Consider the following 23,898-nt stretch of genomic DNA (forward strand, 5'->3'; position numbering starts at 1 on the left):
TTTGGAGGAATGAAACATGTTTGATTTTAGTAATTTATTTAGCGAATTTGCCCCACAGCTAGTCTTTATTTTAGTGGTGGTCGCAATCTTTATGGCCATTGCAGCGTTTATGACCCAAGGGATCGGACGAGCAATCGCATCGATTATGTGTGTGCTTGTATTGATTGCCTTAATTATTGTTCTTGATAACGCATGGGAAATCGGAAATTGGTTCAAAGATCAATTCTTTGACCCTTCCGCTTCAAGCACAGCCATTTTTCTATCGCGTTTTTACTTGTGAGGGATAATCAATGGAATATAACTACACAAGGGAATGGAAACAGCCTCATAAAGTCTATGCTATCGGTGCAATCAATCTGAGTCGCTTTTTCCCTGAAGGGGTCAAAGTCTCATTTTTGATTGGTATCGGGGTCATTGCAGGACTTGTTTTTGGCTCCTGGCTTCTCTCTTTGGTGTTTGGGATTACTTTTTTAAGTAATCTCTTTCGCCAAACATGGATCGTTCTCATTTTCTTCCTGAGCGTTGGTTTGTGGGTGCTGTTTAGCTTGTCATGGGATAAGAAACGCTTCTCCTCTTTTCTGATGGGGCGATTTAAGGCAACCGCAAGAGGAAATACGCAAACAGAACATGGTCATAAAGTAGGATTCATGGAAACCCCGCTTCAGTTTGTAGATAAAAGGAAAAAAGGACGTGTCTATCAATGGAAACCCAAGTAGCCTATGCACAAACCCCTCAAGACAGCTGGTTTCGCAACTTTATCTTCATGAAGGACGGTCATGTTTGGGTAGCCTATGTGATCGATAAGACATACTTTCCATTGAATGAACCAGAATTTTTTAAGCCCTATATCGATGATGGACAAGAACTGTTTGCCCATGATGAATATGAATACCGGGTACTTGATATCTCTGAACGATTTCCTTTGAAGAAACAGTTCGACACAACAAAAACAGAATTGGTTCGTGGCCCATTAAAGAATATTGGCGATTACTATTATGACGAGGCTTTCAGTATTTTGAATCAAGAATTAAAAATCTCTCGATCAAAAACACTCTTATTAGTGAAGTTGACAAATAAGCCGATTCCAGTAGATCCCATCGACTTCATTCGACTATTCAAAGATGATTTTGCCAAAAAGGTTCGCGAGGTGGTGACCGGTCAACCGACACAAACCCAAGTAAGTTCTAAGGTTTATATTGAAAAAGAAGAAGCATTGTACCAGGATCTTTTACATGCCAAACGTGTTCGACGTGCAACGGAAACAGAGCTGAAAAAAATTCAATACCACCTCTATCACCCCAACACAGCTGTCATTCCGGAAGAGTTCAGCGACGCTGAAATGACCGAGGGGATCGTGACGATGCATAAAGGGTATTTGACCATTGAACAGATGGATCAAACCCACTATATCGTCTTTCTTCCACTTGTGGGGATGCCAAGTTCGCTATTTGGGAGTGGCTTTGTTCATGAAGTAAAGAGCAGCTGTTACTTTCCAATCGATATTTTCACACCAGCACGCTTTACCCCGACGGAAAAAGATATGAAGCACGTCCGGAAAATGTTCAAGCGAATCAAAGAACAAATGGACGATCATGATACGGCGAATGCCGAGTTAGACGACGATGAAGTGATCTTGATTGGGGACGAACGATTGAAGAAGCTTCATCATGATTTGAAAAGAGAAAACCGACGAAAAGTCGGTTTTTCTCTTTGGTTTATGATCAGTGCCGACTCCTTAGAAGAGCTTGAAGAACGAATCGATCACTTAAAACTCGTCTTCAAAGGCACGGACTATAAGCTTTATCGCCCACTGGTCGATCAACTGACCTATTTCTATCAAAGCCAGCTAGGGGCGCCTTATACCTTTTTTGACTATGAACAACATGCCACGACGAGTTATCTCATGGATCTAGGCTTTGATCTATACAGAACCGTCGGAAATAAATATGGTCTTCCACTTGGGCGAATTATCACTCAAAAGGATTTTAAAAATGTCAAAGAAGCGATTCAGTTCTCAAGTAACTTAGTCTACTTTTCACCTCATTTAACGAAGAAAAATGTTGAAGGAAGTGTCCATGCTAACGGGAATACCGTCATTACAGGACCTTCAGGGGAAGGGAAATCCACCCTGGTCAAATATATTTTCCTTTGGCTTTTATTCTTTGGTCAAAAGACCCTCTATATTGAGCCAAAGAACGAAATGGTGAAATATGTTCACGATGCCAAACGCAAATATAGTCATTATTCCGAGTTTGTGGCGCTTTGTGATAGTATCCATTTCCTTACTTTATCAACGGATGATCAATACCGAGGCATCTTGGATCCATTGATGCTATTACCTGGGGAGCAAGGCATGTTAGAAGCAAGACAAGTCTTGTTTCAACTAGGAGAAGTGAATCAAGACCCGTCAAAAGCTGCTCGCTTGAAGCGAATCATTATTGATGCCATCGAAGCAGTGGATCAACAAGCAGACCACCGGCACCTCAGTGCCGTTATTGACCTGATCCGACAAGAGGATAAAGATTTGGGGGCAGTATTAAACAGCCACAAAAAGGGGATCGGGAAAGTCATTATTGGAGATGATGACAGTGAATCCATCGGGTTTCATTCCCAGGTCACCGTTCTAGGGATCCAAGGACTCTCTTTGCCAACAAAAGAAGAAAAGGAATATGGGAACTTGGGACCCGATAAAATCGCTAGTGAAGCGATTATGGACGTGATCATGCACTTAGTATCGATCTTCTCAACGAATATGGAAGAAGATGCGAGTGTCATTATCGACGAAGCTAAAGGGTTTATGGATACGCCACGTGGAAAATACCTGGCTGAAGACAACTTGCGTAAAGGGCGGGCGTATGGAACGGATATGACGATCCTCATGCAGTCTTTCGCCGATTTCGACAAGGAAACGGCGAATGATCTGATTTCCTATAAATTTGCCTTTAAACCAAAAGCCAAGGATCAACAAGAACAAGTTCTCTCCTTTTTTGGCATGTCCGTCAACAAAAGCAACAAAGAACGGATTGAATCCTTGAAGCAAGGAACCTGTCTATTTCAGGATCATAAGGGCAGAAATCAAGCCATTGCGATCGATGTCTTATTCGCAGAATGGCTTGAAGCAATCAAATCGACCGATACGTCCGATGAAGGAACACAAAAAGCCTTAGCGCTTGAGCAAGAGGATGAATTCTAGAAAGGAGGAACTTATGAAGAAAAAGTGTCTACTGTTTCTTGTCTTACTGTTTTCATTCATCGGATTCAGTGCGTCACACCCGATTCAGGCAGAAGCGAAAACAGAAGTCATGTACGTAGCCGTCAGCGAAGAAAAAGGCTTTCCAGTGGTGAACAAAGAGCCGACAGAAGACAAAGATGAAATCTACAATAGGTATGAAGAAAACTCCTTTTCTTTAATGAATAAGGAGTTTTCAAGCCTGAATAAAATCAATGAATTTCGCCAAAACTTAGATTCCATGATCAAAAATTGGGTGTGGTCGGCTGCTTCAGCAATCGGACGGTTTAACGCGCGAATGGTAAAAGGTCTTTTCTCCTTGGATCTGGCGACGCAAGTGAAGGAACCCTTTCAGGAATTGTCTTTAGACTTAGCCAACTCTCTGGTCAACGTGGCCACAACCTTTGGTTTGGTTATGGTTGCCCTTTTTATGGTCATTAAATACGCAACGACCGGACAATTCTTTGAAGCCGTTAAAATCTTTGGACTAGCGATACTGACTATGATCTCGTTTGCGATTTTTACGGATCCAAAAGGCAATGAGTTTTTCTTTGACGGCGTGATCTCGATCGATCATCAACTGGAAAAAGCTCTTGCAGGGGTCAATCCTAACTTCAAGCCGGAAGGACAAACTCACTTTGTCCCTGGAAATGGTGAAGAGGATGACAATGATTTAGCGAACCGATTGGCTGCAGAGGTCTTTTACAACAATGTGTACGTGCCATATCTTTACATGCAATATGGTACCGCAGATGAAGCCGAGATACGAGAACAAGCCATCGAGTATAACGGTCAAAGTTTTGATCGGATTGGTGCATTACTAGATAATGATTCTGCTTCAGAAGCCCAGGTAGCGTTTGTAGAAGACGTGACAGACTATGAGGTGGACGAACTAGGAAATACGAATCCGATCTATACAAACGCCTTTAGATGGACTGGACTTGCGTTTTTGTATGTGATCACGAACGGACTTCAGTTTTTCATTTATGGCCTATTAGGAATCGTACGAATCGCCTTTCAGTTCTTATTGGTTGCGATTCCTGTCTTTTTCCCGATCGCATTGATATTTGCCATGGTGATTCAAGGAAAAGATGTCTTAGGGAGTTACTTCAAAGGGCTTGGGACGATAATGTTTATCAAAGGTGGGATCAGCCTACTGATGGTGATTTTTATGAGCTATGTGACATTGGCTTATAGTGTAATGAATACCCAAACAACGGATCCGCTAGACCGCGTCATTACGTTTATTGCTTGGATCTTAGCACCGCCATTTCTTTGGACCTTTCGACGGTTCTTAGGCATTATCTTCACACCTGGACCCTACGCAAGCAAATTAAGTCGTATGGGAATGGCTCTACGACACCCGATTCAAGCAAATAGGCAAGCGAAAGCTGAACAAGCAGCGCAAAAGGCTACACGTCAACAGCAACGAGAAGATGCCAAAGCGCGGTATAAGAAGAAACAAGCTGCAGCTGAAAAGAATGGTGCTTCCAGTCATGGGTTGAACGAGGTAAACAAGAAAAATAAACCTGAAAATGCCCTTAGAGCCGAACGAAACAAAGCCGCAGAAGCGAATAAAAAAGCTGAATCTACGGACAAAGAAAAAGATGCAAATGGCCAAGATTTGAATAAGCCAACGGACAAAGACAAGCAGGACTTGCGCGCCCAACGTGCCGCTCGTAAAGAAGTTGATCCAAAGGCTTCAGAACAACCAGGATCAGAGGATAATGAATTGAATAAGACTAATGGTCAATCTGGACCGGTCAGTGATCGACGTCAAAATAGACAGCAATCCACAGATTCCCCTCAAAAATCTACACCTACTCTTGATGAAGCGTCGTCTCAAGACTTGAATAAACCACGTCAGGGACAGGAAGAGTCGGAGAAGCGGACAAAGCGTAAGGAACAGTCAACTGGTTCTGGGGAAGTGCAGGGCAGAGAGAAACAATCAGAACGATCCTCTTCTAAGGAAGCTGCCGTTGGATCCAAAGTCGCTAAGACAGGAAAGCAGACACCTGCTCAACAACGTCAAGAACGTAGTGAACCGACGCAAAGTACTTCAGATGTTGGCGCAAAGACAAAGAGTGTCGGTACTAGTACTCGTCAAGTAGATCGTAAAACAGGAGAACCCACGTCGAATCAAGGGTCAAATTCAAAGCATACAAAAGGACAAACGGTTCGAAATCCAGCGCAGGCACCGAAAAAAGAACGCGGGAAATCCGCAAAGAAACAAGCAACGAGTAATGAACAAAAACATGCCGGAGCAGACAAATACCTTAAGAAAGACAATCAAACCGTACGTCAACCAGTGAGGAGAAAGTAACTATGAGTATATGGAATCAAGGAGCATTTGACGCCGCCTTTTCAGATAAGTCCCCTTCAGGAGGCGGCGCAAAAGAGCCACAAGGAAAGTTAAGTCAGATCAGCCTAATCGTTTCTGGGCTGTTATTGGTCTTCTATCCTTTCACGATTGTCGGGCTCATTCCTTTTTGCTTTTTGTACTGGATTAGTCAAAAAGAAAAGAATGGCGCTTTAGGGAAACGTGACTATATCCCCTTATTTGAACGATACCTTGTGCTATCGGCCGTCATTTATTTTGGTGGATTACTCGTCAATTTTCTTCTAGCGTTTCTTTGGACACCAATTATTTACCTCAGCTGTTACAACTTCTTTCCACTTAATTTCTTACCAAACAAGCTGCCATTTACCGTTGGCAGCTTGTTTGCGTTGTTGCTTGGATCCGTCACACAATGTGCATTTTTTGCGCTTGTCGTTGGATTCGTCAGCAAACGGAAAGTAAAGTCCAAAGAAGAAGAACTATCAATGATTCGAAAAAGTAAAGACTACAAGAAACGAAAAGAGAACAAGTTTGACATCGTGAAAGAAGAAAATGAACGATTTAAAGAAGAACAAAAGCAAGAAAGAACTCAGGCACGAGAACGAAGAGGAATGGGTGAAGCCACGACCAAAGAACCGCCTTTGTTCGTTGGTGTTGAGGAATTCGGTCATCCTTATACCATGTCATTTTCTGAGTTGAATCAACACGCGACCTTTACCGGAACGACAGGGAGTGGGAAAACCACCTTAAATATGATTTTTATCGACTATGCGATCGAACACAATATTCCGATCTTGTACATCGATGGAAAAGGAGCCAAAGACACCTTAGAATCGATTGAGGGAATCGCTAATAAGTACGGAAAATCAGTCAAAGTTTTTAGTGATACGGAAAACGTCCGGTACAATCCTATCAAACACGGGAACAGTGTTATGGTTCGGGACCGATTGATCACACTTGCCGAAACGGAAAGTGTCTTCTATTCTGGTGCAGCGAAATCACTGATTCAAGCAACGATTCAATTCTTAGACTTGTTTGGAATCGATCGCACGCTTCAACAAGTGTCCGAGTACTTCCTACCAAGAAATGTATTAATGAAGTTTTTGGATACGCAGCTTGACGAGAAAGAAGACTTACTGTTCATGGCTGTCGAAGAAAAAGAAGAGAAGAAAAAGAAAACCACTTCAAAGAAAAAAGAGACAGAAGACAGCGAGGAAACCGATGACCAGCGAAAGAAAAATCGTTTGGAAGAGTTGGATATTGAAGATGAAATCAGTAGTGATCCCGTCGGTGAAACGTTGATTGAGATCAATCCAGACCACTTGCCATTAGAAGAGCTGTACTATTTGATCCGGCGCTTTCGCTATCTTCTTCCTCAAAAAGAAAAGGATATGTTCAAAAAATTGTTCATGCGCTACGAACATAAAGACAATCCATTTTACCTTTATGCCACGTCAGAAGCCCTGCAGACAAACATCAATATGTTGATCGATAGCGAGCTAGGATACCTGTTTGATACGTCTGAAGAAGGTGTTGAAGAGCTTGATTTATTAAAAGACAGCCAAAATAATGAGGTCATGTTTCTGACATTGAACGGATTGGTGTACAAAGATTACATTAAAACGCTCGCTCAATTTTTTGTTTCCGAAGTGAATTATTTAGCTTCTGAGAATTATATCTACAGTGAATTTAACCCTTTCTTACTTGTTTGTGATGAACCGTCTGTCTACATGAACGATTCATTTTTAGATACGGTAAACAAAGGAAGGGGAGCCGGACTTCATACAATTTTCAGCCCACAGATGTTAGCAGACATTGATCGAATCGATCCAATACTGACAGAACAGATGGTTGGTAACTGTAACACGTACTTCATCGGTCAAGTCAATTCAGGAAAAGAAGTTGATCAATGGACGTCTTTAATTGGCACCTATAGCGACGTCGAGAAGACCTCAATGGTGGAACAAGAGCATGGCTATAGTGACGTTGAGAAGACCGATTGGGTAGCTTCACGAGGAACGGTTCGTAATGTTCGAAACTTTTTGGTCCATCCAGACGAGTTCAAAGATTTACGTCAAGGCGAGTTTGTGGTCTACCGAAAATCTAAAAGCGTACGTGAACAAGCCGTGCGTGTGTACGTCACAAATCCAGCTAACCGCTAATTTTTAATCTATTATTTTGAGAATCCAGCGAGAATCCACCGAGAATTGACCGAGAATCCAGCGAGAATCGAAGACCGTGGGCGCCTTGCCGCTGAACGTTGTCACACCAAGGTTTATTCTTCCTTTTTGCTAAAGCAAAATTCCTGACCATTTACGGACAACGTGGGAAAAATCCCCAGTTTTACCGTAAATGGTCAGGAACCGGAATAATAAACCAGTGACAACAGCGGCAAGGCGCCCACTAAGCGAAACAAATAAATTATGATAGATCAAAATGAGAAGAGTAGATAAGTGGAAGATGGAAAAGATTAAAGGGATCAACCCCCTACCCCCATTCATGGGGGTCTCTAACTATCACCCTCCGCCCTCTTTCAATCATTGAAAGAGGGAACTTACAACTACCCCTTGCGCCAACGCCCCTTCACCAAGTCTTGAAGGGGCTGGCACAGAACCATAAACCTAAATGAGATAATAATGCCTTCGTTTTGATTGTATCTTAGTCTAGTACGAACCATAGCCCAGAAAAAGATAACCTTAACATTTACTAGATAGCTAAAAAATATTGGTTCGAGGCAACAACAACCCCTTGCGCCCGCGCCCCTTCACCAAACCTTGAAGGGGCTGTCGCTGTTCTATGTGCCAAAAATGGTAAGAGTATATTGTCTGGCTGAGTTGGCCACAAATTTACGAAACAAACCAAGGCAAACGAAAGGTGTGATTAAAATTCGAGAATTACTTTACAGCAAGTACGATACTTTTGAGAAGGAAAATGCTGAGTGGTTAATTCTAAACATACTTCATGAATTAAGGATAGTGACAGCAGATCAATTATTAAGGATCATGAATCTTGAATTTTCTTATAGTAAGCCTTCTTTATATAGAAGGCTAGCTACACTGAAGAAATTTGAATTGATTGATTATATTTATGTGCAAGAAGACCAGGCAATCAGGTTCTTTTTTCTAACAAAAAAAGGACACAATTCGATTGGAGGAATATACTCTTTTCCAAAAGTCCCAGAATATAATTTAAAACACCATATAGAGGTCTCTAATTATTTAATCGAATCTATTCGCAAGGCAAAAACAAAGCCAACATTTTTGTTGGCTCAGTCAGAGCGTCGGCAGATGTACGAGAAAAAAGACATGTCTAAAGCAAAAAAAGGCACGCTCTTTCATGTTTCGGATTATATTTTACGATTTGAAAACAAATTGGCTGAAGTTAGTGACTGGCATTTTGAAATTGAGCTGACCCTTAAATCTCAAAATCGATACACCAGGGCAATCTTTCCAAAATACCTTCGTGTTCTTACTCAGAAAAAAAATGCTCAATTAGTCTATGTGACACCCAGCAACATAATCTATAACTCCTTGGACACATTCAAGGAGTATTTTATGTTGAAACAACAAGACGAAAAATTAAAGATAGATCCTACAGCGTTTGATCGACTGCATATAGTATCCAGTAATGAATTTACTTCAGTGTTGGAAAGAATGTTAGATGAAAACGACTTTATCAATGAAAGAAAAAGCTAAAGAATGGAGACCAGCTATGAACACGATCGTGGCAATTTTTGAGGATCAGTTGCATTAGGATGATTTTTTTTGTTGCCCCGACACTCCGACCGCCTCCACCGCTTACGGGGCAACAAAAAAAGGAAAGACGAGCTTTCCCTTTTCGGCGTTTATGTAGTTTTTTCAGCGCTACCATGGTATAATAAGTATGTAAAGAGGAGTTGCGTCAACAACTCCCCTTGTGACAGCACCGTTTAAAGAACGGTGACGATAAAACTTACTATTTACAAAAGGAAATAGCTTGTCGGCTCGCTAAAGTGACGGCTATTTCTTTTTGTCGTTTTTAAGCAACTTTACAACCAGACTGATCAAAGCAATGGTAAACATACCAAAGCCAAGGATGGTCTGAATTGTTTCGTATGCAGACAAAAGGCGTCTCCTTTCATAAGATATTGGAAGTACGCTCATACGCACCACCTCACTTTCATTGGATAGCCACCGTCATTAAACTTTACTGTCAACTACTATTATACCATAAGAACCAGTCTGAATCCTTAATTCTAAGGCATTTGGACTGGTTTTTTCTTTGCTGCATAGACGTATTTCTTCCTTCGCTCCAACCACCACCGCCGCTACGGAAGAAGCCATGTGATCACTTCTAAAAGGTCAAAAGAATCAAACCAAAGTTCAAGTAATAAGAGAAGCGGAACCTCATTGACAAGCAATGATTTCCGCAGGGCGTAAGATTCCGATGCCGGAATCTTTTTTAGATTGTATTGACTGTCAGAGCGCAACGGATTTGTTTCATTCCTGTTTGTCGGTTTCGCTCCTATCGAGCAGCTGCTATCGGTTTGGCGAGAGTGCTTATACACCTTCCGCATTCAGAAAAAGAAGGGGCGGAAAAACTTTTGCAAAGAGCGCAAAACTTTTTCCTACAGCACTCCCTTTTTTTCTGCCTGCTACAGGTGTAAGGGCTAAGCACGCCAACCCGCTATCAGCTTCAGCTCGAAATGATCGATATCAACCAACAAAGAAAGGAGAATTCTAAACAAATCGTTGCAGACAGTCAATAAAATCAAATTTTTTCACCACCCACAAATCGCTTAACTGAAATGAACTTGTCAGGAACAAAAACCGACCAATAAGGAGAGATTCACATGGAAATTACCGCAGTAAATATCAAAAAGAGTTTGAGAGAGCAAGGAATTGATACGAAAAAGGTACGCATTCGGGTTGAAATGGTGGGCTACGGTAGCACTTCTATCAAAGTAACATTACATGATTTATCGCTAGAAACGGAAACGATTCGCCATGAAATACAAAAGCGATGGGGGAGCATTCGCTATGACGAAAAAGTGCAAGGGGAGATTTTAGAGGGCTGTAATACGTACGTGTTTTGCGATTATGATGACGATGTTATAGAGCAAGCGATTCAAGCGAGATATGCGCAAGCAGAGGTCATTTATCAACGTTTAGAACAGTTAGACACATACGATGGTGAACAAATATTTGAAACTGAAACGATGAGAGCCGTTGCCTTTTTCAAAAACAAAACAATTTCATTGATGATGAAAGACCGCTCTAGTTCTATTCAATACCGCAAACATACGTTGAATAGTGTTTATGACCTAGCACATGCCCTTGTTTTTTTAGAAACGATTGGTCACTTCGGGAAACTCTAAACCAAAGAATCAGGAAAGGAATGATTAAAATGCCAATTAATTGGATAGAGTTGGGCGAAAAATATACGTTGACCGAATTAGAGGGAATCAAGCAGGCAATCGAATCGCTGAAGGACTTACACAAAGAACAACACAAAACAGAGGAAAAGGAGACGTACGAAAGGGTTTCATAACCCTTTCGTGCAAAAAAAATGATGATAAATGATGGTAAGAAGTACAAATGTAAGATTTCTTTTGTCTTTCAAGAGGAACTCATTTCCCGAGGAGATGTTATAGGTGTCAATCATATCGAATCACCAGTAGCCTATTGCGACGTGTATCGTGAAGATGACCATGGTATGAAACGGCTCAGAACGATCGAAATCAACTTGGAACGCTTAAAACAATCGATCGATTTTGAGAGTGAAGCGACTTATTACGGCGAGTGTGAAGAATGTCGCTACATGTTAAACGAATACCCAAGCGGTGCTTGGGGCGTTGGGTACGTTTGCGCACCTTGTGCAAAAAAACTAAGAGGTGAATATGACTAATGCCAAAGGAAATGTTTGAAAGAATGATTCCGCTTATAGGAAGTGCCTTTGGTATCGGAATACTCCGGTCATTGGCTTTCGGATTTTTAAGTGGAATCGTGAAAAGAGCGATTAAAAAAGTAGTTGGTATTGTAATTGTCGCTCTTTGTGTATGGCTATTTATTAATTATTGGAACTAAAAAATTATTTAATGGAAAAGAGGAAAAAATATGATTAACAATGTGACTTTAGTAGGACGTTTAACGAAAGACCCTGATTTGCGCTATACGAGCGGTGGAAAAGGTGTGGCTACTTTTACCCTTGCCATCAATCGAAACTTTACCAACCAAGCGGGAGAGCGTGAAGCAGACTTCATTCAGTGTGTGATTTGGAGAAAGCCAGCGGAAACCCTTGCTAATTATGCTCGTAAGGGTACATTGCTTGGAGTGACCGGACGAATTCAAACACGTTCTTATGACAACCAACAAGGACAGCGAGTCTATGTAACTGAAGTTTTAGCAGACAGTTTCCAATTGTTGGAATCAAAGGCAACAAGCGAACAACGACAAAGCACACAACCGAGTCAACCCACTCAGCAAGCCAATCGTCAGAATTACAACGAGCCAGTAACATCTGGTTTCCCAAGTGATAGCGACATGCCAGCAGGCGCACCAGTAGGAGCAACGTTAGACGTTTCAGATGATGATTTGCCATTCTAAAGCAGAACAAGGAGGTCAGCCGCTTCGGCGGTTGACTTAGTACATAAAAAATAAAGGAACAAGTGAAGCGGAACCTCCTTGCTAAAGCAATGAGATCCGCAGGTGGAAAGATTCCGTACCGGAATCTTGGTTAGATTTGAAGAAATGTCAGGGCGTTGGGCATTTGTTTCACTCCTGTTCGTTGTTTCGTCCATCGATCATGCTGCTATCGGGTTGGCTAGTTCGCTTATACACCAGCGCCAGTCAGAAAAAAAGGGGCGAAAAAACTTTTGCAAAGAGCGCAAAACTTTTTCCTACGGCAATCCCTTTTTTTCTGCCTACCGCCGGTGTAAGTTCAAAGCACGCCAAACCGCTATCAGCTATGCTCGAATGTACTAATTCAACAACGAAGAAAGGAGGAGTAAAAACAAATGCCCAATGACATTTCTTAAAATCAAAGCTTTTTCGCCACCCACAAATCGCAACACTCAAATGGATTTTTGAAGACCAAAAAACAAGAAAGGAGCAATCAGAATGAGAATTTCAAAATATTGCAAAGATAAAAATATGACCTTGGCAGAATATAAAAAGTATCGTGAAGCGGTTGAAAAGCACGCTGAACAAGCGTATGAGCAAGCTTCGACACTACACGATATCGGCGCAGGGATTTACTACAGCTCTACTGAAATCGTAAAAGAACTGACAATTCCTAAGTATGGAAAAGTACCTGAATGTTTCATTATAAACGCACTTAAAGCGCTAGGAGTTGAGTTTATTAACGATTGTCAGTTGTATCGAATTTCATAACAAAACAAAAAAATGGAGGAGATTTTAAATGGAATTTATCACAAATAACGCAATGATTGTTACAGCTTTGCCAAGTTTCAAAGATGAGGTTGAAAAAGTACATGGCTTTGCACAAGAACTTTTTGGGGATTCAGTTACACCGTTAATAACAAATCCAATCGGCTATCAAACATTTTTTATCAGCACTACTGGTACGCTAAACGGAAGCGTTTGGTATAAGAAATTTGAAAATAAAAGGAGTGAACTTGTTGAATTCATTGATTGTTTCGGATTTGAAGATGATTCTAATATTTTCCAAGTGATCGATATTTCATACAACGAAGTAAATGAAGTTCATTTCAATGACACTATCTAAAAAAATACGTAGGATTCCACCTTTTGGTGGAATCCTACAACAAGAAAGGAAAATAAATCTATGAAGGTTACATTCAACCAGAATCTATGCAATGTGGAGTTTCTGAACTATGCGGACAACGACAATGTCGCGATTCAACTAGTTACAAAACGAAAAGGAAAGCGAGAAGATGACTTAATTGCTACTGCAACGGTAAACACTGATTTGGTTATCAATCAAAATTTTGTGGCTATAAAAGGGTGGTCAGAAAATACGGGGATTGAACAGGCACTAATCGATGCGGGGGTAATTTGTTCAAGTCCAGTAGGTGCGGTCAGGTGTGGAATGGAGGTCGCTAAGGTTTTTGAACTTACAAGGACAGCGATAGAACACAAAATAAGCAAAGAGACAGAGCAAGAAGGGGAGGAAACAAAATGACTGTTGGGGAATTAATAGAGAAATTGAACACACTGCCAAAAAATGCCGTTATATTAATCGACTTTCACCCTGAACTTGATTTGACTGATATTTCTAGAGTCCAATTAACAGGCTTTGATGAGTATAATCCGGTTGTTAATCTAATTACAAATACCTTAACCCAAGGAGAATTAAATGAAAAAGAATAGAGATTATCAAAAAATGATCACTACGAAATTACAGAGCCTATCAGGAAAGCGAAATATCTCTACCGTTTTCTTCGATTGGGTGCATATGATGGCTTATGCTTATTCAAACAGTGTGGATAAAGGACAGTACGACGAGCGAGAAACCGCCTACTTGGCGACTGTCGGCAAATATACGAGGGAAGAAGTTTTTCTGCTTGCGGACTGCTTAGGATTGCTTAGAATGGCGTTTGAATACAAGGTGCAAGATTGGCTAGGTGCAATTTACATGGAATTAAACATAAACAGTAAAAATGCAGGTCAATTTTTTACTCCTTCTCATATCGCAGAATTGATGGCTAGAATGACTTTTACCAACAATGAGCCGTTATTAGAGGAAAAGGGATGTATTGGCTACTATGAGCCATGTGTAGGTGCTGGTAGCATGGTTCTTGCTTTTGCGGTAGCAATGGAAAGCGGTGGTTATAACTATCAGAAGCAACTGAGAGTGGAGTGTGAAGACATTGACGAAAACTGCTTACTGATGGCTTATGTTCAACTTTCGTTATGCGGGATCAATGCCGTATGCAAAGTGAAAAATTCCATGTCGGGTGAGGAAACGTCTACTTGGTTCACACCGTTTCACGTAATCAATCCCGCATGGATCACGAGGAAGAAGCAAGAGCCAGCAACTGCACCAAAAAGAATACAAAAAGAGGAACCAGACGTTTGGGTCATTCCTGAAGGTGCTGAACAACTTGCCTTGTTTTAATTGATTTTACGGAAAGAAGAAGGGCGCAAGGCTTCCTTCTTCTTTGCCAAAATCTAAATTAAATCAAACTGGAGGAGTTACTTTGAATGCAAAAAGAAGAAAATCTCTAAAGGAGATTTTCGAACAAATCAGTGAATTAAAAAATCAATTAGAAAACCTAAGAGAGGAAGAGGAGCAATACACGGAGAATATGCCAGAAAACTTGTGGGGAAGTGAACGTTATGAGAAGTCACAAGAGCATATTAATGACATGGGGGAAGCAGAGGATAGCCTTGATTCGGCTATTAGTCTCATTGAAAGCATAGTCGATGTTTAGGTTGGTTATTTTGATAGTAGGAAGAAATACACATCTAGAGAGGATAAAAACAAATGGAAAAATTTGAAATCGAATTAGTAAGACGTGACAAGGTAAAAGTTGAACTTGATCCAGAATATTTCACCGAGGAATGGCTAGAAGACTTTCGGCAGTATTTTTATGATTTCTTCACTTTGAAGGAGTGCGCAGAACACATTGTTTACAACGTAGTACACAATAATGCAACAGAGATTGAAGGTTTCGGCATTCCACTTCGAGATGGTAAACGTCCATATTGGATCAAAGATAATCAAGAAGTAAATGAGCATATCAACGTTATCTACAACTCATACGCCACTGATGTTGAATACGAGTGATTCTACAATCGACAGAAACTACAAATCTGCACGTATTCAAAAAAGATCAACGAAATGTTGATCTTTAGATTTGCTCGTAAGTTTAAATATATTTTTTATAGAAAAATCTAGTTTTAGTTTCTAAAGGGGAATTATCAATACGGCCGACTAATTCATAACCATTTTTTTCGTAAAATTTAGGTGCATTAAAGCTCATTGTCTCTAAGAAAATATAGGATATCCCCTGTTGTTTGGCAATGGACTCTACATGATTTAACAATTTGGTTCCAATTCCTTTTCCTTGTGTATTATCAGAAACATAGAAAAGTTCAATTTGCAGATAATCCCAATGAATAAAACCAACGATTCTACCTAAAACAACACCTTCTGATTCGTATATAAAGCTAAGATGTTGATAGTTTTGTTCTAGTTCAGGAACGATTTTCTTTGTATATGATTCTAATTCGGATAAAGTTACTTCTTTGTTTTCTGCATATTGCATTTGTTTAATTGACATAAATACACTTCCTTTTCAGTTTAATGCCCGAGAACTACTAATTATAGCGCCTAAATATAAATTGTCAATTTTTAAAAGAAAAAAATGACATTATTCGGAAATTTGATTAATTACACTATCCACCAAAATAGCAGAAAAACACTCTATCAACACATGCAATGTTAACACTTTGCCTTTTTTACAAAAATACGTCAATAGGAAAGGAAATTGCTATGAAACATAAGTCAAAATTTATCCTTGCAACGTTGATCAGTTTGCTTGGGTTCACCGCTTCATTGGTGGACTTATCAGAAGTTGATGTTCAGTTGCCTGCTTTCTTCGATGAATGGACTGCCCAAGAACAAATCTCAGCTGAAGAGATTGATAATCTGCTTGAATTTGATGGTCAGAACGTTGTCGTTCAAGTAAACGGGAATCGTCCTAGCTTTACAGCTGAAGAGGCATCGATCGATACAGGGTCTTGGCAAACCTTTTCGGATCTCGATTCGTTGAATCGTGTCGGTGTCGCAAATGCGATGCTACACCGATCGATGATGCCTACAGAAGAACGAGGCGACATATCAAATGTGTATCCCACTGGTTGGAATCAGAAGAAGCTCGAAAGTAATGTCTGGCTCTATAACAGATCGCATTTGGTAGGCTTTCAAATGACCGGTGAAAATGATAATTGGAAGAACTTGTTTACCGGCACTCAACAGCTGAACCAGATCCACATGGTCCAATATGAAAATGAAGTGGCCAACTATCTGAGAAAAACCAATAACCACGTGCGCTATCGGGTTACACCGATATTCAGAGAGCGAGAATTGTTGCCCAGAGCGATTCAAATGGAAGCACAAAGCATTGAAAACAATGACGTTCAATTCAATGTCTTGATCCACAACGTTCAAAATGGTGTATCGATCGATTATCAGACTGGAAAAGCCACAAACCCATAAATCACTCAAGGTCAAAAGAACAAGTTCAAGAGAAAAGAGAAGCGGAACCTCCTTGCTAAAGCAATGAGATCCGCAGGTGGAAAGATTCCGTATCGGAATCTTTGTTAGATTTGAAGAAATGTCAGAGCGCTGGGCAGTTGTTTCACTCCTGTTCGTTGTTTTCGACCACTCGATCACGCTGCTATCGGATTGGCGAGAGTGCTTATACACCTTACGCAGTCAGAAAAAAAGGGGCGGAAAAACTTTTGCGAAACCCACACAAAACTTTTTCCTACAGCACTCCCTTTTTTTCCGCCTGCTCCAGGTGTAAGGGCTAAGCACGCCAAACCGCTATCAGCTATGCTCGAATGTTCGAAGATCAAACAACGAGAAAGGAGGAGTACAAACAAATGCCCAGTGACATTTCTTCAAATCAAATTTTTTCGCCACCCACAAATCGCAACACTCAAATGGATTTGTAAAGACCAAAACAAAAAAGAAAGAAAAGAGTGAATGATATGGAAACAGTTTATGAAATCGTCAAAGTCAACCAAGAAATTTGTGCAATGGAAAAGTTTGTTCCGCTAAATACCACCTCAAGTTATACGATAGCGACATGGCTTCAAAATGAAATCGGATTGGACACACAAGAAAACCTCGTTCTACTTTGCTTAGATGTGAGAAACAACTTGACCAGTTACTCAGTGGTTCATAGAGGAACCATCAATCAAACGTTTGTCGAACCGAAGAATCTATTTCAACGAGCGCTATTGTCAAACGCTTCTCGCATTCTAATCGCCCACAATCACCCTTCTGGTAATCCGAAACCAAGCATTGCGGATAACCAAGTGACCGAACGGCTGGTACGAGCAGGAAAGCTGATGAGCATTGAATTATTAGACCACATCATCGTTGGCAGTGATGATTACTACTCGTATCGAGAAGAAGGCAAGTTATGATTCCGAGTGTGCTTTTCTACCAATTAGAAAAGCACACAAATCTTAAAAATGTGGAGGGAAAACGATGAATCGAATCAAACGTGTAGCACTTGAAAAATTAACAACTGAACTGACTGAACAATCGTCACCTAGCGAGAAAATGATGTATGAATGGTTATGTAAGCAAAAGGACATTGCATTATATCAAGGAATTTTGACCCCTGAAAAATCGCTTAAAAAGGCTCACCAATATGCTTATTCACAAGCGGTACAATATCAAGTCGGCGGGTGTGCCATTATCGATAACGAATTGGTTTACTTATGGATAACGCACTACTTTAAACAACCAGTTACCGTAGTTACCAATGATTTTGCCAAAGAAATGATTCAAAAGAGCAAGGCAAAGCAAGAGGAGCCTAAGAAACCGCAGAATATCAATCAGGTGAAATCGAAGAAAGAAGAAACAAAGGAAAGCAACAGCACAAAGGACAAGCCAAAAATGATGGAAGGAGAGCAATTAAGTTTGCTAGATATGTTATGAGAAAGATGAAAACCGCTAATGACTACGCCAAAAACTGTTTGAAACCACCGAAGGCATTCTTTGAATGGTGTTACTACAATATGCCCACTTACAAATGGGCAAACAAACAGCAGACAGTCATTGCTTCTGAACGCAAGCATTACTTTACCGAAGAAAAACGGCTCACAAAGAACTCACGACTAACCTTTTTTGACCGTAGAGACCATTTTCAAATTATCTTATCTACTAGTAAGCGAATCGAGATTCAAACCTATGAAGTCCGTTCTTTACTTGAAAAAGGCAAGCAACACTTTCGAGTGAAATTAGTGAATTTAGAACACTTTAGCAATAACAAACATATCAAAGTTGGTGCAGTTTCTGATACAACCTATGATTTTCGTTTGGTACAACTTGGCAATATGCTTTCCATGTATGCGCAACATCCAACCCTCTATCCAAATAATTGGAATGACCGTTTGTTCAACGTTTCAGAGCTACGGTATCTGACAATCGATTCCATATATGGTGATGAAATTGGCTTTATCTACAAGTACCGACAGAGAATCGAATATGCACAACGAATCAATGCGCCAGCGTTAGCCAAGCAAATTCTAGAAAGGAAGTTAGATATGCGGTCAATCACGATGAACTGGTTGAAGCGAAACAAAGTGTTTTTCAGAAATAGCCAACGAACCTATCAAGCCTATCAAGTAAAGCAAGCACTAGAATCAATGGGAACAAAGTATATTTCAGGTGTTGAAGCGTTTATGGGAGTAGATGATATAAGTAAGATACCAGAGGGAGTAAAGCCAATCACATTCCAGAATTACCTCATGAAACAAAAGCGAACCATTGGCTTTTATCAGGATTATCTCGATATGTTAAATGAATTAGGTATACCAATCACGCCAATGACACGACTGCCTAAAGACCTTAAAATGGCACATGACAAAGCTGTAGACACAATAAATGCGATGAAGCGTGAGATTGTAAGAAAGGAATTTGAAAAACGAGCAATTGAAGAAGCTTTTCTTGAAATGACGATAAAAGATGTGCAATTTATCTTGCCAAAGGAAGCAAATGATTTGATAGAAGAAGGAAAAAGTTTGAAACATTGCGTGGGGGGAAGCAGTTATATCAATCAACATGCAGAAGGGGAAACGACCATTGTGTTCGCCCGAAAGACTACTGAACCTGACAAACCGTACTACACGATAGAATATTGTGATTCAAGGCTCGTACAAGTACATGGTTTTAAGAACAAAAGACCCGATGAACAACTAAGAGAAATAGTCAATCAATGGTTATACATTGTCAATAAGCGATACAAAACTGAGGAGAAAAAGCATGTTGCCTAGCCATTCAAGACACAAAAAAAGCCTATCTTAATCGGAAGTTAAGATAAGCCAGAAAGAAGTTTGCATTGTATTTGCGCCTTTATTATAGCAAAAAATAAAGGTGCAAACAATGTCTATCACTATGGTAGACTAAAATAAAACGATAAGGGAGCGATACCAATGGTCAAAATTAAAGAAGAAAACGGTCAATTCGTGGTTTATGTGAGAGGAGCGGTCGCTGCTAGCTTTCCAACCAAAACCGAAGCAGAAGCCTTTGCGGTGAAACAAACCCACTACCCTACACAAGAAGAAACGTTGATCACTGATAATCAGGAGGACGTGCCTAATGGAATCAGAGATTAACTATTTGACGGTGAATCAGGTGCTGGATGTCCTGATTGATAAAGGTACGTTGTCGAAGGACGTTGCAGACACGCTACGTGTACCCCTTTGGCAAAAAGAGGGACCATTAGACAATCACGGTCCAACAGAAGTCTTTAAAGAGCTGGTTAGAAGTGCTGGTTACTCTTTGCGTTACACCTATTCAGATGACCGAGAATGCAATTTATACTGGTTGATAGAAAGAGAGTAGGCGCTGATACTTCACATAAAACAGAAACAATGAAGCGGTTTACTCAGGATACGTTGAAGGGATACACTTTACAGAAAAGAACAGCTAAGTGTTTATGATTTCAATGAAAGGAGCGGTTGATTTTGTCACAAGAAAGAAAATGTTTTGGCGGTCAGTGGAAAATACCGATAACGCCTTATAATCGTCGCTTGTATTGGCCCCCAAGTTGGATTGAATGTGATTGTGGTGAATTAGCAAAACAAGTAAGAGAAAAAAAGGGAGACCATTTTTATCCGAATGGTCGCTATTTATGCAACACATGTCATCTAGAATACGAAAAGGTAGACGGCTATGACCGATTTGATTTAGTAAATGATGAAAAGAAAATCTGAGGTGAATTCTCTTGGCTATAAGTGATTTAAAAAGAATTTACTTTTACAATGACCATGCGATTATTGTTGATAAATCAGTAAAAGAGTATTGTTGTGTATCAGATCGATTGGGGATTTTGAAAGTAAAAGATATGATTGGTCTCTTCATATGCCATGAGAATCTCACAGAAAAGGAAAATCAGCTGAAGAACCAAGAGTACAAAAAAGTAGATTCGATGATCGATCGATATACTAAATTATAAATGATTGACTTCTGTATTACATTGTAATACAATGGTTATATAGATAAAAGGAGGGATTACAATGAGCGTTACTACTATAAGATTAAATGAACAAGAAGAGGCATTTTTTCAAAGCTATGCTGAGTTAACTGGTCAACCCTTATCAACTTTAATGAAACAAGCATTAACTGAAAAAATTGAAGATTACCTGGACTTGCAAGCGGGATCTGAAGCTCTAAAGAATCTATCTGGTGAATCTGTCTCTCTTAAAGACATGATGAAGGCTGAAGGTTTATGAAGTATCACGTTGAATTTGATAAACGCGCACAAAAAGAATTTTTGAAGTTAGATAAACCCATTCGAAAGCAGATTCTGCTTTGGTTGAATAAAAATATCGAGGGTTGTGAAAATCCGAGACGGACTGGAAAAGGTCTTACTGCTGATAAAAGTGGCTTGTGGCGATATCGAATAGGAAAATATAGATTAATATGTGATATTCGTGATGAATATGCGTTAGTTCTAGTTATAAAAGCTGGCAAGCGAGAAACGATTTATGACGGCTAGTTACTAAATGATAAAAAGGGGTCAGAAACTTAAAAGTTTTTGATCCTTTTTTTTATGTCTATTTTTCTAAATTTGCATGTCGAAGTGAAAATTTCGATTATTCATTTAATAGAGAATCCATTAATCTAGGAGATACAAGAAAGGTGCTTCATTGAACCTTGTTTGTTTTTTCTCATGTATTAAAAACCTTCGTTTTTGGGTTTACAGAAAAAAAAGACATTTGAACAAGACAAATGTCAAAATAACTGTTGGTAAATTAGGGTTTCTTAGTTTTGAGAAACATAAGTAATGATCAATCTAAAAAACGAAGATTTTTGAGACGACTATTTAAAGGAGGAGGGAAGATGCATAAAACGGTTGGATGTTTGATTGGGATGCTGGCAGTGCTTCTTGCACTTCAATTTCCATTGTCCGTCGATGGTACACAGGTCCAATCCGTCGAGTCAGAGGGATCTATTGGATTTACCGGGGCGTACAAACCGATCGGCACACCCGATCCACCCCCAAGCACCAGTCCACAAAAACCAGGCGGCTCGTTACCACAAACGAATATGACCGAAGGGTCATTTGCTATTTGGGTCGGCAGTTTCTTAGTGGCCGGTACCTTAGTGGTAGTAGAGTACCAAAGAAGAAAAGCAACACAAAAAATAATTGGAATGAAAGCAGGAAATGAATGATGAAATTTATCCGTTTAGCCACTGTAGCGGCATTATCAACAACGATCTTTGCCGGAGGCGTACAAGCCTTCGCTGAAGAAACAGAATCACAAGAAGTACGTCAAGCGACGACAGAGGGGCAAATTACCTTTACACCAAGCAATGACGATACCGTCGTTGATCCTGGAGATGATGGTGAAGATGTAACCATTCCACCAATCACTGGTCCTGATGGAGAAAACAAAGGGCCTTTAACGATCGCAACAGTACCAACGATGAACTTCGGTACACAAATTATCTCAACTACAGATGAGCATTATAACATGGTCGCTGAAAGACAACAAAAAACAGGGACGTCAGGGGAAGAAAATAAAGTTCCTTATGTAAGTTTGGCACAAGTCCAAGATACTCGCGGTACCAATGAAGGGTGGGCGTTACGTGTAAGTCTAACGGAATTCCAAGCACCTACGAATACACTAAATAATGTATTAAAAGGCGCAAAAATCACGTTATTTGATCCGACCCTGCGTTACAGTATCGATAATAATGAGCAAGCACCGACCATTCATGCAAGCGGGTTAGAATTGATCCCAAACAGTGATGCCGTGCCGATTATGACGGCTGCTAATAACAAAGGTGCCGGTACTTCTACTGCTGTTTGGGGAGATCATGATGCGATCGCAAAACAAGTAGCAGACGGCGCAGCTGTTGTGGAGAATGAGGCGATTCAACTATTCGTACCAGGTTCGACCGCCAAAGATGCGGTAACGTATACCTCTACCTTGACTTGGGAATTGGGGCAAACACCTGACAATGAACTGTAAGAGGTAACCCGTTCCGTCTCCCAGTCTATTAGTCTCTAGCAGCGTTGCAGATCTCTGTAGCGCTGCTTTTTTAGAAAGGATTACGACAAATGAGATATAAACATGCCATGCAAAACGGGCTTTGGCTCCTTGCGGCATTTTTCTTCTTCTTACCAGTTTCAGTCAAAGCAGAAGAAACTGCCTTAAATACACACGTGACCCCACTTTTTCCAGAAAGCCAAGTAGATGAAAGCAAAGGGTATTACGAGCTGTTACTTGCGCCTGGTCAAAAAGAGACCTTGAAGCTGAAAGTCGGCAATTCCAGTTCAGAACCAATCACTGTTCAGGTAACGCCGCATACTGCTTACACCAATACTTTAGGGAATGTCGAGTATGGCAAAGATGCCAATGCAGCAGACCCGACCTTGATCCATTCTTTGGATGAACTGATGACCCCTTCGGAGGTCATTACCTTATCAGGAAAAGAAACAAAGACCATAGAAATTCCTTTACAGATGCCTAAAGATGCCTTTGAAGGGTATTTAGCCGGCGGATTACGAATCGCCGAAATAAAAGAAGCGGAAGAAAGTGAGACGCCAGAAGGGGAAGGGGTCGCCATCAAAAATGAATTTGCCCACGTGATCGGGGTAGTCGTCAGCAATACCAGCGATTCTGTAGAACCAGAATTAGAACTGTTGGATGTTTTTGCGGATCAGTTGAACTATCGGAATGTGATCAGTGCGAATTTACAAAACTTTACGCCAGCCTTTGTGAATCGCTTGGAAGTGGAAGCGACGGTCAAACGTGCCGGAGAGAACGACGTTCTTTATGAGGCCAGTAAAGAAATGATGCAGATGGCACCGAATTCGAACTTCAACTTTCCGATTTCGTTAGAAGGCGATCGTTTTCGCAGCGGGAACTATGTATTAGACCTAACGGCAAAGTCCGGAGAAAACGAATGGTCTTGGACACGAGAATTTACAATCGATGCCGACGATGCCCGTAAATTAAATCGAGAAGATGTGATGATCGACAATCATGCGAATTGGTGGATAATTGGTTCAATCGTCTTGGTTATTCTTTTACTTGGCGTCATTTTGTATCTACTGATTCAAAAGAAGAAAGCAAGAGCAAACGAGCAAGAACAGTAAGAAGGAGTGAATGAA

General features: G+C 40.5%; 31 protein-coding genes. 28 read left to right on the plus strand and 3 right to left on the minus strand.

Going from position 1 to position 23,898, the window contains the following annotated elements:
* Window positions 1-16: 16 nt before the first annotated feature.
* The 6 genes from IGI77_RS03915 to IGI77_RS03940 all read left to right on the plus strand — a co-directional run bounded on the left by IGI77_RS03915 (window position 17) and on the right by IGI77_RS03940 (window position 9,262).
* A complete protein-coding gene (locus IGI77_RS03915) occupies window positions 17-280 on the plus strand; it encodes a hypothetical protein (RefSeq protein ID WP_016620957.1) in 264 nt (87 codons plus the stop codon).
* Window positions 281-290: 10 nt separating this feature from the next.
* Window positions 291-716, plus strand: a complete 426-nt coding sequence (locus IGI77_RS03920; RefSeq protein WP_016620956.1) for a TcpE family conjugal transfer membrane protein — start codon at window positions 291-293, stop codon at window positions 714-716.
* On the plus strand, window positions 701-3,193 hold the full coding sequence (locus IGI77_RS03925; protein ID WP_438769525.1) for an ATP-binding protein: 2,493 nt from the start codon (window positions 701-703) through the stop codon (window positions 3,191-3,193). Before IGI77_RS03920 ends, IGI77_RS03925 begins: the two co-directional genes overlap by 16 nt.
* A 13-nt stretch (window positions 3,194-3,206) precedes the next feature.
* Window positions 3,207-5,552 carry a hypothetical protein gene (locus IGI77_RS03930; RefSeq protein ID WP_438769526.1) on the plus strand — a complete coding sequence of 782 codons (2,346 nt, stop codon included), beginning with the start codon at window positions 3,207-3,209 and terminating at the stop codon, window positions 5,550-5,552.
* A 2-nt stretch (window positions 5,553-5,554) separates the two neighbouring features.
* On the plus strand, window positions 5,555-7,729 hold the full coding sequence (locus IGI77_RS03935; RefSeq protein ID WP_429966762.1) for a TraM recognition domain-containing protein: 2,175 nt from the start codon (window positions 5,555-5,557) through the stop codon (window positions 7,727-7,729).
* 645 nt (window positions 7,730-8,374) lie between these two features.
* A complete protein-coding gene (locus tag IGI77_RS03940; protein WP_429966827.1) occupies window positions 8,375-9,262 on the plus strand; it encodes a hypothetical protein in 888 nt (295 codons plus the stop codon).
* Between the two features lie 303 nt (window positions 9,263-9,565).
* Here the strand turns inward: IGI77_RS03940 and pepG1 are convergent, their stop codons facing one another.
* Both pepG1 and IGI77_RS03950 read right to left on the minus strand, forming a co-directional pair.
* On the minus strand, window positions 9,566-9,709 hold the full coding sequence (pepG1, locus tag IGI77_RS03945) for a type I toxin-antitoxin system toxin PepG1 (protein WP_074934757.1): 144 nt from the start codon (window positions 9,707-9,709) through the stop codon (window positions 9,566-9,568).
* 36 nt (window positions 9,710-9,745) lie between these two features.
* Window positions 9,746-9,889: a hypothetical protein gene (locus IGI77_RS03950; RefSeq protein ID WP_438769528.1), complete on the minus strand. Its 144-nt coding sequence runs from the start codon at window positions 9,887-9,889 to the stop codon at window positions 9,746-9,748.
* Between the two features lie 509 nt (window positions 9,890-10,398).
* Here IGI77_RS03950 and IGI77_RS03955 point away from each other — a divergent pair.
* The 10 genes from IGI77_RS03955 to IGI77_RS04000 all read left to right on the plus strand — a co-directional run bounded on the left by IGI77_RS03955 (window position 10,399) and on the right by IGI77_RS04000 (window position 15,317).
* Window positions 10,399-10,923 carry a hypothetical protein gene (locus IGI77_RS03955; protein ID WP_429966763.1) on the plus strand — a complete coding sequence of 175 codons (525 nt, stop codon included), beginning with the start codon at window positions 10,399-10,401 and terminating at the stop codon, window positions 10,921-10,923.
* A gap of 191 nt (window positions 10,924-11,114) precedes the next feature.
* Window positions 11,115-11,453: a hypothetical protein gene (locus tag IGI77_RS03960; protein ID WP_429976835.1), complete on the plus strand. Its 339-nt coding sequence runs from the start codon at window positions 11,115-11,117 to the stop codon at window positions 11,451-11,453.
* A 209-nt stretch (window positions 11,454-11,662) separates the two neighbouring features.
* Window positions 11,663-12,151: a single-stranded DNA-binding protein gene (gene ssb, locus IGI77_RS03965; protein ID WP_270277428.1), complete on the plus strand. Its 489-nt coding sequence runs from the start codon at window positions 11,663-11,665 to the stop codon at window positions 12,149-12,151.
* 513 nt (window positions 12,152-12,664) lie between these two features.
* Window positions 12,665-12,937 (plus strand): hypothetical protein, encoded by a 273-nt coding sequence (locus IGI77_RS03970; protein WP_429976833.1) that lies wholly within the window; start codon window positions 12,665-12,667, stop codon window positions 12,935-12,937.
* Window positions 12,938-12,965: 28 nt separating this feature from the next.
* Window positions 12,966-13,292, plus strand: a complete 327-nt coding sequence (locus IGI77_RS03975; RefSeq protein WP_429976832.1) for a hypothetical protein — start codon at window positions 12,966-12,968, stop codon at window positions 13,290-13,292.
* 60 nt (window positions 13,293-13,352) lie between these two features.
* Window positions 13,353-13,709, plus strand: a complete 357-nt coding sequence (locus IGI77_RS03980; RefSeq protein ID WP_429976831.1) for a hypothetical protein — start codon at window positions 13,353-13,355, stop codon at window positions 13,707-13,709.
* The gene (locus IGI77_RS03985; RefSeq protein ID WP_429976830.1) at window positions 13,706-13,897 is read left to right on the plus strand and encodes a hypothetical protein; all 192 of its coding nucleotides are present in this window, start codon (window positions 13,706-13,708) and stop codon (window positions 13,895-13,897) included. The genes IGI77_RS03980 and IGI77_RS03985 overlap by 4 nt, the downstream gene beginning before the upstream one ends.
* A complete protein-coding gene (locus IGI77_RS03990; RefSeq protein WP_438769529.1) occupies window positions 13,884-14,645 on the plus strand; it encodes an N-6 DNA methylase in 762 nt (253 codons plus the stop codon). Before IGI77_RS03985 ends, IGI77_RS03990 begins: the two co-directional genes overlap by 14 nt.
* A gap of 82 nt (window positions 14,646-14,727) precedes the next feature.
* The gene (locus tag IGI77_RS03995; RefSeq protein WP_244733167.1) at window positions 14,728-14,961 is read left to right on the plus strand and encodes a hypothetical protein; all 234 of its coding nucleotides are present in this window, start codon (window positions 14,728-14,730) and stop codon (window positions 14,959-14,961) included.
* 53 nt (window positions 14,962-15,014) lie between these two features.
* On the plus strand, window positions 15,015-15,317 hold the full coding sequence (locus IGI77_RS04000) for a hypothetical protein (protein ID WP_270277433.1): 303 nt from the start codon (window positions 15,015-15,017) through the stop codon (window positions 15,315-15,317).
* 82 nt (window positions 15,318-15,399) lie between these two features.
* On the opposite strand, the gene IGI77_RS04005 is transcribed toward IGI77_RS04000, so the two are convergent.
* A complete protein-coding gene (locus tag IGI77_RS04005) occupies window positions 15,400-15,813 on the minus strand; it encodes a GNAT family N-acetyltransferase (RefSeq protein WP_438769530.1) in 414 nt (137 codons plus the stop codon).
* A gap of 212 nt (window positions 15,814-16,025) precedes the next feature.
* Between IGI77_RS04005 and IGI77_RS04010 the strand changes: the two genes are divergently transcribed.
* The 12 genes from IGI77_RS04010 (at window position 16,026) to IGI77_RS04065 (ending at window position 23,883) form a co-directional block, all read left to right on the plus strand.
* Window positions 16,026-16,751, plus strand: a complete 726-nt coding sequence (locus tag IGI77_RS04010; RefSeq protein ID WP_429976873.1) for a DNA/RNA non-specific endonuclease — start codon at window positions 16,026-16,028, stop codon at window positions 16,749-16,751.
* 497 nt (window positions 16,752-17,248) lie between these two features.
* Window positions 17,249-17,689, plus strand: a complete 441-nt coding sequence (locus tag IGI77_RS04015; RefSeq protein ID WP_023520729.1) for a JAB domain-containing protein — start codon at window positions 17,249-17,251, stop codon at window positions 17,687-17,689.
* 64 nt (window positions 17,690-17,753) lie between these two features.
* Complete coding sequence (locus IGI77_RS04020) at window positions 17,754-18,209, plus strand: Cas9 inhibitor AcrIIA9 family protein (protein ID WP_429976872.1); 456 nt, start codon at window positions 17,754-17,756, stop codon at window positions 18,207-18,209.
* A complete protein-coding gene (locus IGI77_RS04025) occupies window positions 18,206-19,546 on the plus strand; it encodes a PcfJ domain-containing protein (protein ID WP_438769531.1) in 1,341 nt (446 codons plus the stop codon). Before IGI77_RS04020 ends, IGI77_RS04025 begins: the two co-directional genes overlap by 4 nt.
* A 159-nt stretch (window positions 19,547-19,705) precedes the next feature.
* On the plus strand, window positions 19,706-19,888 hold the full coding sequence (locus tag IGI77_RS04030) for a hypothetical protein (RefSeq protein ID WP_270277439.1): 183 nt from the start codon (window positions 19,706-19,708) through the stop codon (window positions 19,886-19,888).
* Window positions 19,872-20,117 (plus strand): hypothetical protein, encoded by a 246-nt coding sequence (locus IGI77_RS04035; protein WP_270290942.1) that lies wholly within the window; start codon window positions 19,872-19,874, stop codon window positions 20,115-20,117. The genes IGI77_RS04030 and IGI77_RS04035 overlap by 17 nt, the downstream gene beginning before the upstream one ends.
* A 122-nt stretch (window positions 20,118-20,239) precedes the next feature.
* A complete protein-coding gene (locus tag IGI77_RS04040; RefSeq protein WP_270277440.1) occupies window positions 20,240-20,488 on the plus strand; it encodes a hypothetical protein in 249 nt (82 codons plus the stop codon).
* A 303-nt stretch (window positions 20,489-20,791) separates the two neighbouring features.
* Window positions 20,792-21,007 carry a type II toxin-antitoxin system RelB family antitoxin gene (gene relB, locus IGI77_RS04045; RefSeq protein ID WP_023520736.1) on the plus strand — a complete coding sequence of 72 codons (216 nt, stop codon included), beginning with the start codon at window positions 20,792-20,794 and terminating at the stop codon, window positions 21,005-21,007.
* Window positions 21,004-21,273: a type II toxin-antitoxin system RelE family toxin gene (locus tag IGI77_RS04050; protein WP_270277442.1), complete on the plus strand. Its 270-nt coding sequence runs from the start codon at window positions 21,004-21,006 to the stop codon at window positions 21,271-21,273. The genes relB and IGI77_RS04050 overlap by 4 nt, the downstream gene beginning before the upstream one ends.
* A gap of 344 nt (window positions 21,274-21,617) precedes the next feature.
* Window positions 21,618-21,950: an LPXTG cell wall anchor domain-containing protein gene (locus IGI77_RS04055; protein WP_429976870.1), complete on the plus strand. Its 333-nt coding sequence runs from the start codon at window positions 21,618-21,620 to the stop codon at window positions 21,948-21,950.
* Complete coding sequence (locus IGI77_RS04060; RefSeq protein ID WP_438770500.1) at window positions 21,950-22,753, plus strand: WxL domain-containing protein; 804 nt, start codon at window positions 21,950-21,952, stop codon at window positions 22,751-22,753. Before IGI77_RS04055 ends, IGI77_RS04060 begins: the two co-directional genes overlap by 1 nt.
* A gap of 89 nt (window positions 22,754-22,842) precedes the next feature.
* Window positions 22,843-23,883 (plus strand): DUF916 and DUF3324 domain-containing protein, encoded by a 1,041-nt coding sequence (locus IGI77_RS04065; protein ID WP_429976869.1) that lies wholly within the window; start codon window positions 22,843-22,845, stop codon window positions 23,881-23,883.
* Window positions 23,884-23,898 lie beyond the last annotated feature (15 nt).

The sequence above is a fragment of the Enterococcus sp. DIV0213h genome (assembly GCF_051711285.1).
In the GTDB taxonomy this organism is placed as follows: domain Bacteria; phylum Bacillota; class Bacilli; order Lactobacillales; family Enterococcaceae; genus Enterococcus_D; species Enterococcus_D casseliflavus.

What these genes read in the sequence shown, in the direction of transcription:
- IGI77_RS03925 (WP_438769525.1), top strand. Translation starts at nt 701, where the DNA reads ATGGAAACCCAAGTAGCCTATGCACAAACCCCTCAAGACAGCTGGTTT.
- IGI77_RS04030 (WP_270277439.1), top strand. Translation starts at nt 19,706, where the DNA reads ATGGTCAAAATTAAAGAAGAAAACGGTCAATTCGTGGTTTATGTGAGA.
- IGI77_RS03970 (WP_429976833.1), top strand. Translation starts at nt 12,665, where the DNA reads ATGAGAATTTCAAAATATTGCAAAGATAAAAATATGACCTTGGCAGAA.
- IGI77_RS04010 (WP_429976873.1), top strand. Translation starts at nt 16,026, where the DNA reads ATGAAACATAAGTCAAAATTTATCCTTGCAACGTTGATCAGTTTGCTT.
- IGI77_RS03940 (WP_429966827.1), top strand. Translation starts at nt 8,375, where the DNA reads ATGGTAAGAGTATATTGTCTGGCTGAGTTGGCCACAAATTTACGAAAC.
- IGI77_RS03990 (WP_438769529.1), top strand. Translation starts at nt 13,884, where the DNA reads ATGAAAAAGAATAGAGATTATCAAAAAATGATCACTACGAAATTACAG.
- IGI77_RS03930 (WP_438769526.1), top strand. Translation starts at nt 3,207, where the DNA reads ATGAAGAAAAAGTGTCTACTGTTTCTTGTCTTACTGTTTTCATTCATC.
- IGI77_RS03915 (WP_016620957.1), top strand. Translation starts at nt 17, where the DNA reads ATGTTTGATTTTAGTAATTTATTTAGCGAATTTGCCCCACAGCTAGTC.
- IGI77_RS03950 (WP_438769528.1), bottom strand. Translation starts at nt 9,889, where the DNA reads ATGGCTTCTTCCGTAGCGGCGGTGGTGGTTGGAGCGAAGGAAGAAATA.
- IGI77_RS03975 (WP_429976832.1), top strand. Translation starts at nt 12,966, where the DNA reads ATGGAATTTATCACAAATAACGCAATGATTGTTACAGCTTTGCCAAGT.
- IGI77_RS03980 (WP_429976831.1), top strand. Translation starts at nt 13,353, where the DNA reads ATGAAGGTTACATTCAACCAGAATCTATGCAATGTGGAGTTTCTGAAC.
- ssb (WP_270277428.1), top strand. Translation starts at nt 11,663, where the DNA reads ATGATTAACAATGTGACTTTAGTAGGACGTTTAACGAAAGACCCTGAT.
- IGI77_RS03955 (WP_429966763.1), top strand. Translation starts at nt 10,399, where the DNA reads ATGGAAATTACCGCAGTAAATATCAAAAAGAGTTTGAGAGAGCAAGGA.
- pepG1 (WP_074934757.1), bottom strand. Translation starts at nt 9,709, where the DNA reads ATGAGCGTACTTCCAATATCTTATGAAAGGAGACGCCTTTTGTCTGCA.
- IGI77_RS04060 (WP_438770500.1), top strand. Translation starts at nt 21,950, where the DNA reads ATGAAATTTATCCGTTTAGCCACTGTAGCGGCATTATCAACAACGATC.
- IGI77_RS04035 (WP_270290942.1), top strand. Translation starts at nt 19,872, where the DNA reads ATGGAATCAGAGATTAACTATTTGACGGTGAATCAGGTGCTGGATGTC.
- IGI77_RS04025 (WP_438769531.1), top strand. Translation starts at nt 18,206, where the DNA reads ATGAGAAAGATGAAAACCGCTAATGACTACGCCAAAAACTGTTTGAAA.
- relB (WP_023520736.1), top strand. Translation starts at nt 20,792, where the DNA reads ATGAGCGTTACTACTATAAGATTAAATGAACAAGAAGAGGCATTTTTT.
- IGI77_RS04050 (WP_270277442.1), top strand. Translation starts at nt 21,004, where the DNA reads ATGAAGTATCACGTTGAATTTGATAAACGCGCACAAAAAGAATTTTTG.
- IGI77_RS03960 (WP_429976835.1), top strand. Translation starts at nt 11,115, where the DNA reads ATGATGATAAATGATGGTAAGAAGTACAAATGTAAGATTTCTTTTGTC.
- IGI77_RS04065 (WP_429976869.1), top strand. Translation starts at nt 22,843, where the DNA reads ATGAGATATAAACATGCCATGCAAAACGGGCTTTGGCTCCTTGCGGCA.
- IGI77_RS04000 (WP_270277433.1), top strand. Translation starts at nt 15,015, where the DNA reads ATGGAAAAATTTGAAATCGAATTAGTAAGACGTGACAAGGTAAAAGTT.
- IGI77_RS04005 (WP_438769530.1), bottom strand. Translation starts at nt 15,813, where the DNA reads ATGTCAATTAAACAAATGCAATATGCAGAAAACAAAGAAGTAACTTTA.
- IGI77_RS03935 (WP_429966762.1), top strand. Translation starts at nt 5,555, where the DNA reads ATGAGTATATGGAATCAAGGAGCATTTGACGCCGCCTTTTCAGATAAG.
- IGI77_RS04015 (WP_023520729.1), top strand. Translation starts at nt 17,249, where the DNA reads ATGGAAACAGTTTATGAAATCGTCAAAGTCAACCAAGAAATTTGTGCA.
- IGI77_RS04020 (WP_429976872.1), top strand. Translation starts at nt 17,754, where the DNA reads ATGAATCGAATCAAACGTGTAGCACTTGAAAAATTAACAACTGAACTG.
- IGI77_RS03985 (WP_429976830.1), top strand. Translation starts at nt 13,706, where the DNA reads ATGACTGTTGGGGAATTAATAGAGAAATTGAACACACTGCCAAAAAAT.
- IGI77_RS04055 (WP_429976870.1), top strand. Translation starts at nt 21,618, where the DNA reads ATGCATAAAACGGTTGGATGTTTGATTGGGATGCTGGCAGTGCTTCTT.
- IGI77_RS03920 (WP_016620956.1), top strand. Translation starts at nt 291, where the DNA reads ATGGAATATAACTACACAAGGGAATGGAAACAGCCTCATAAAGTCTAT.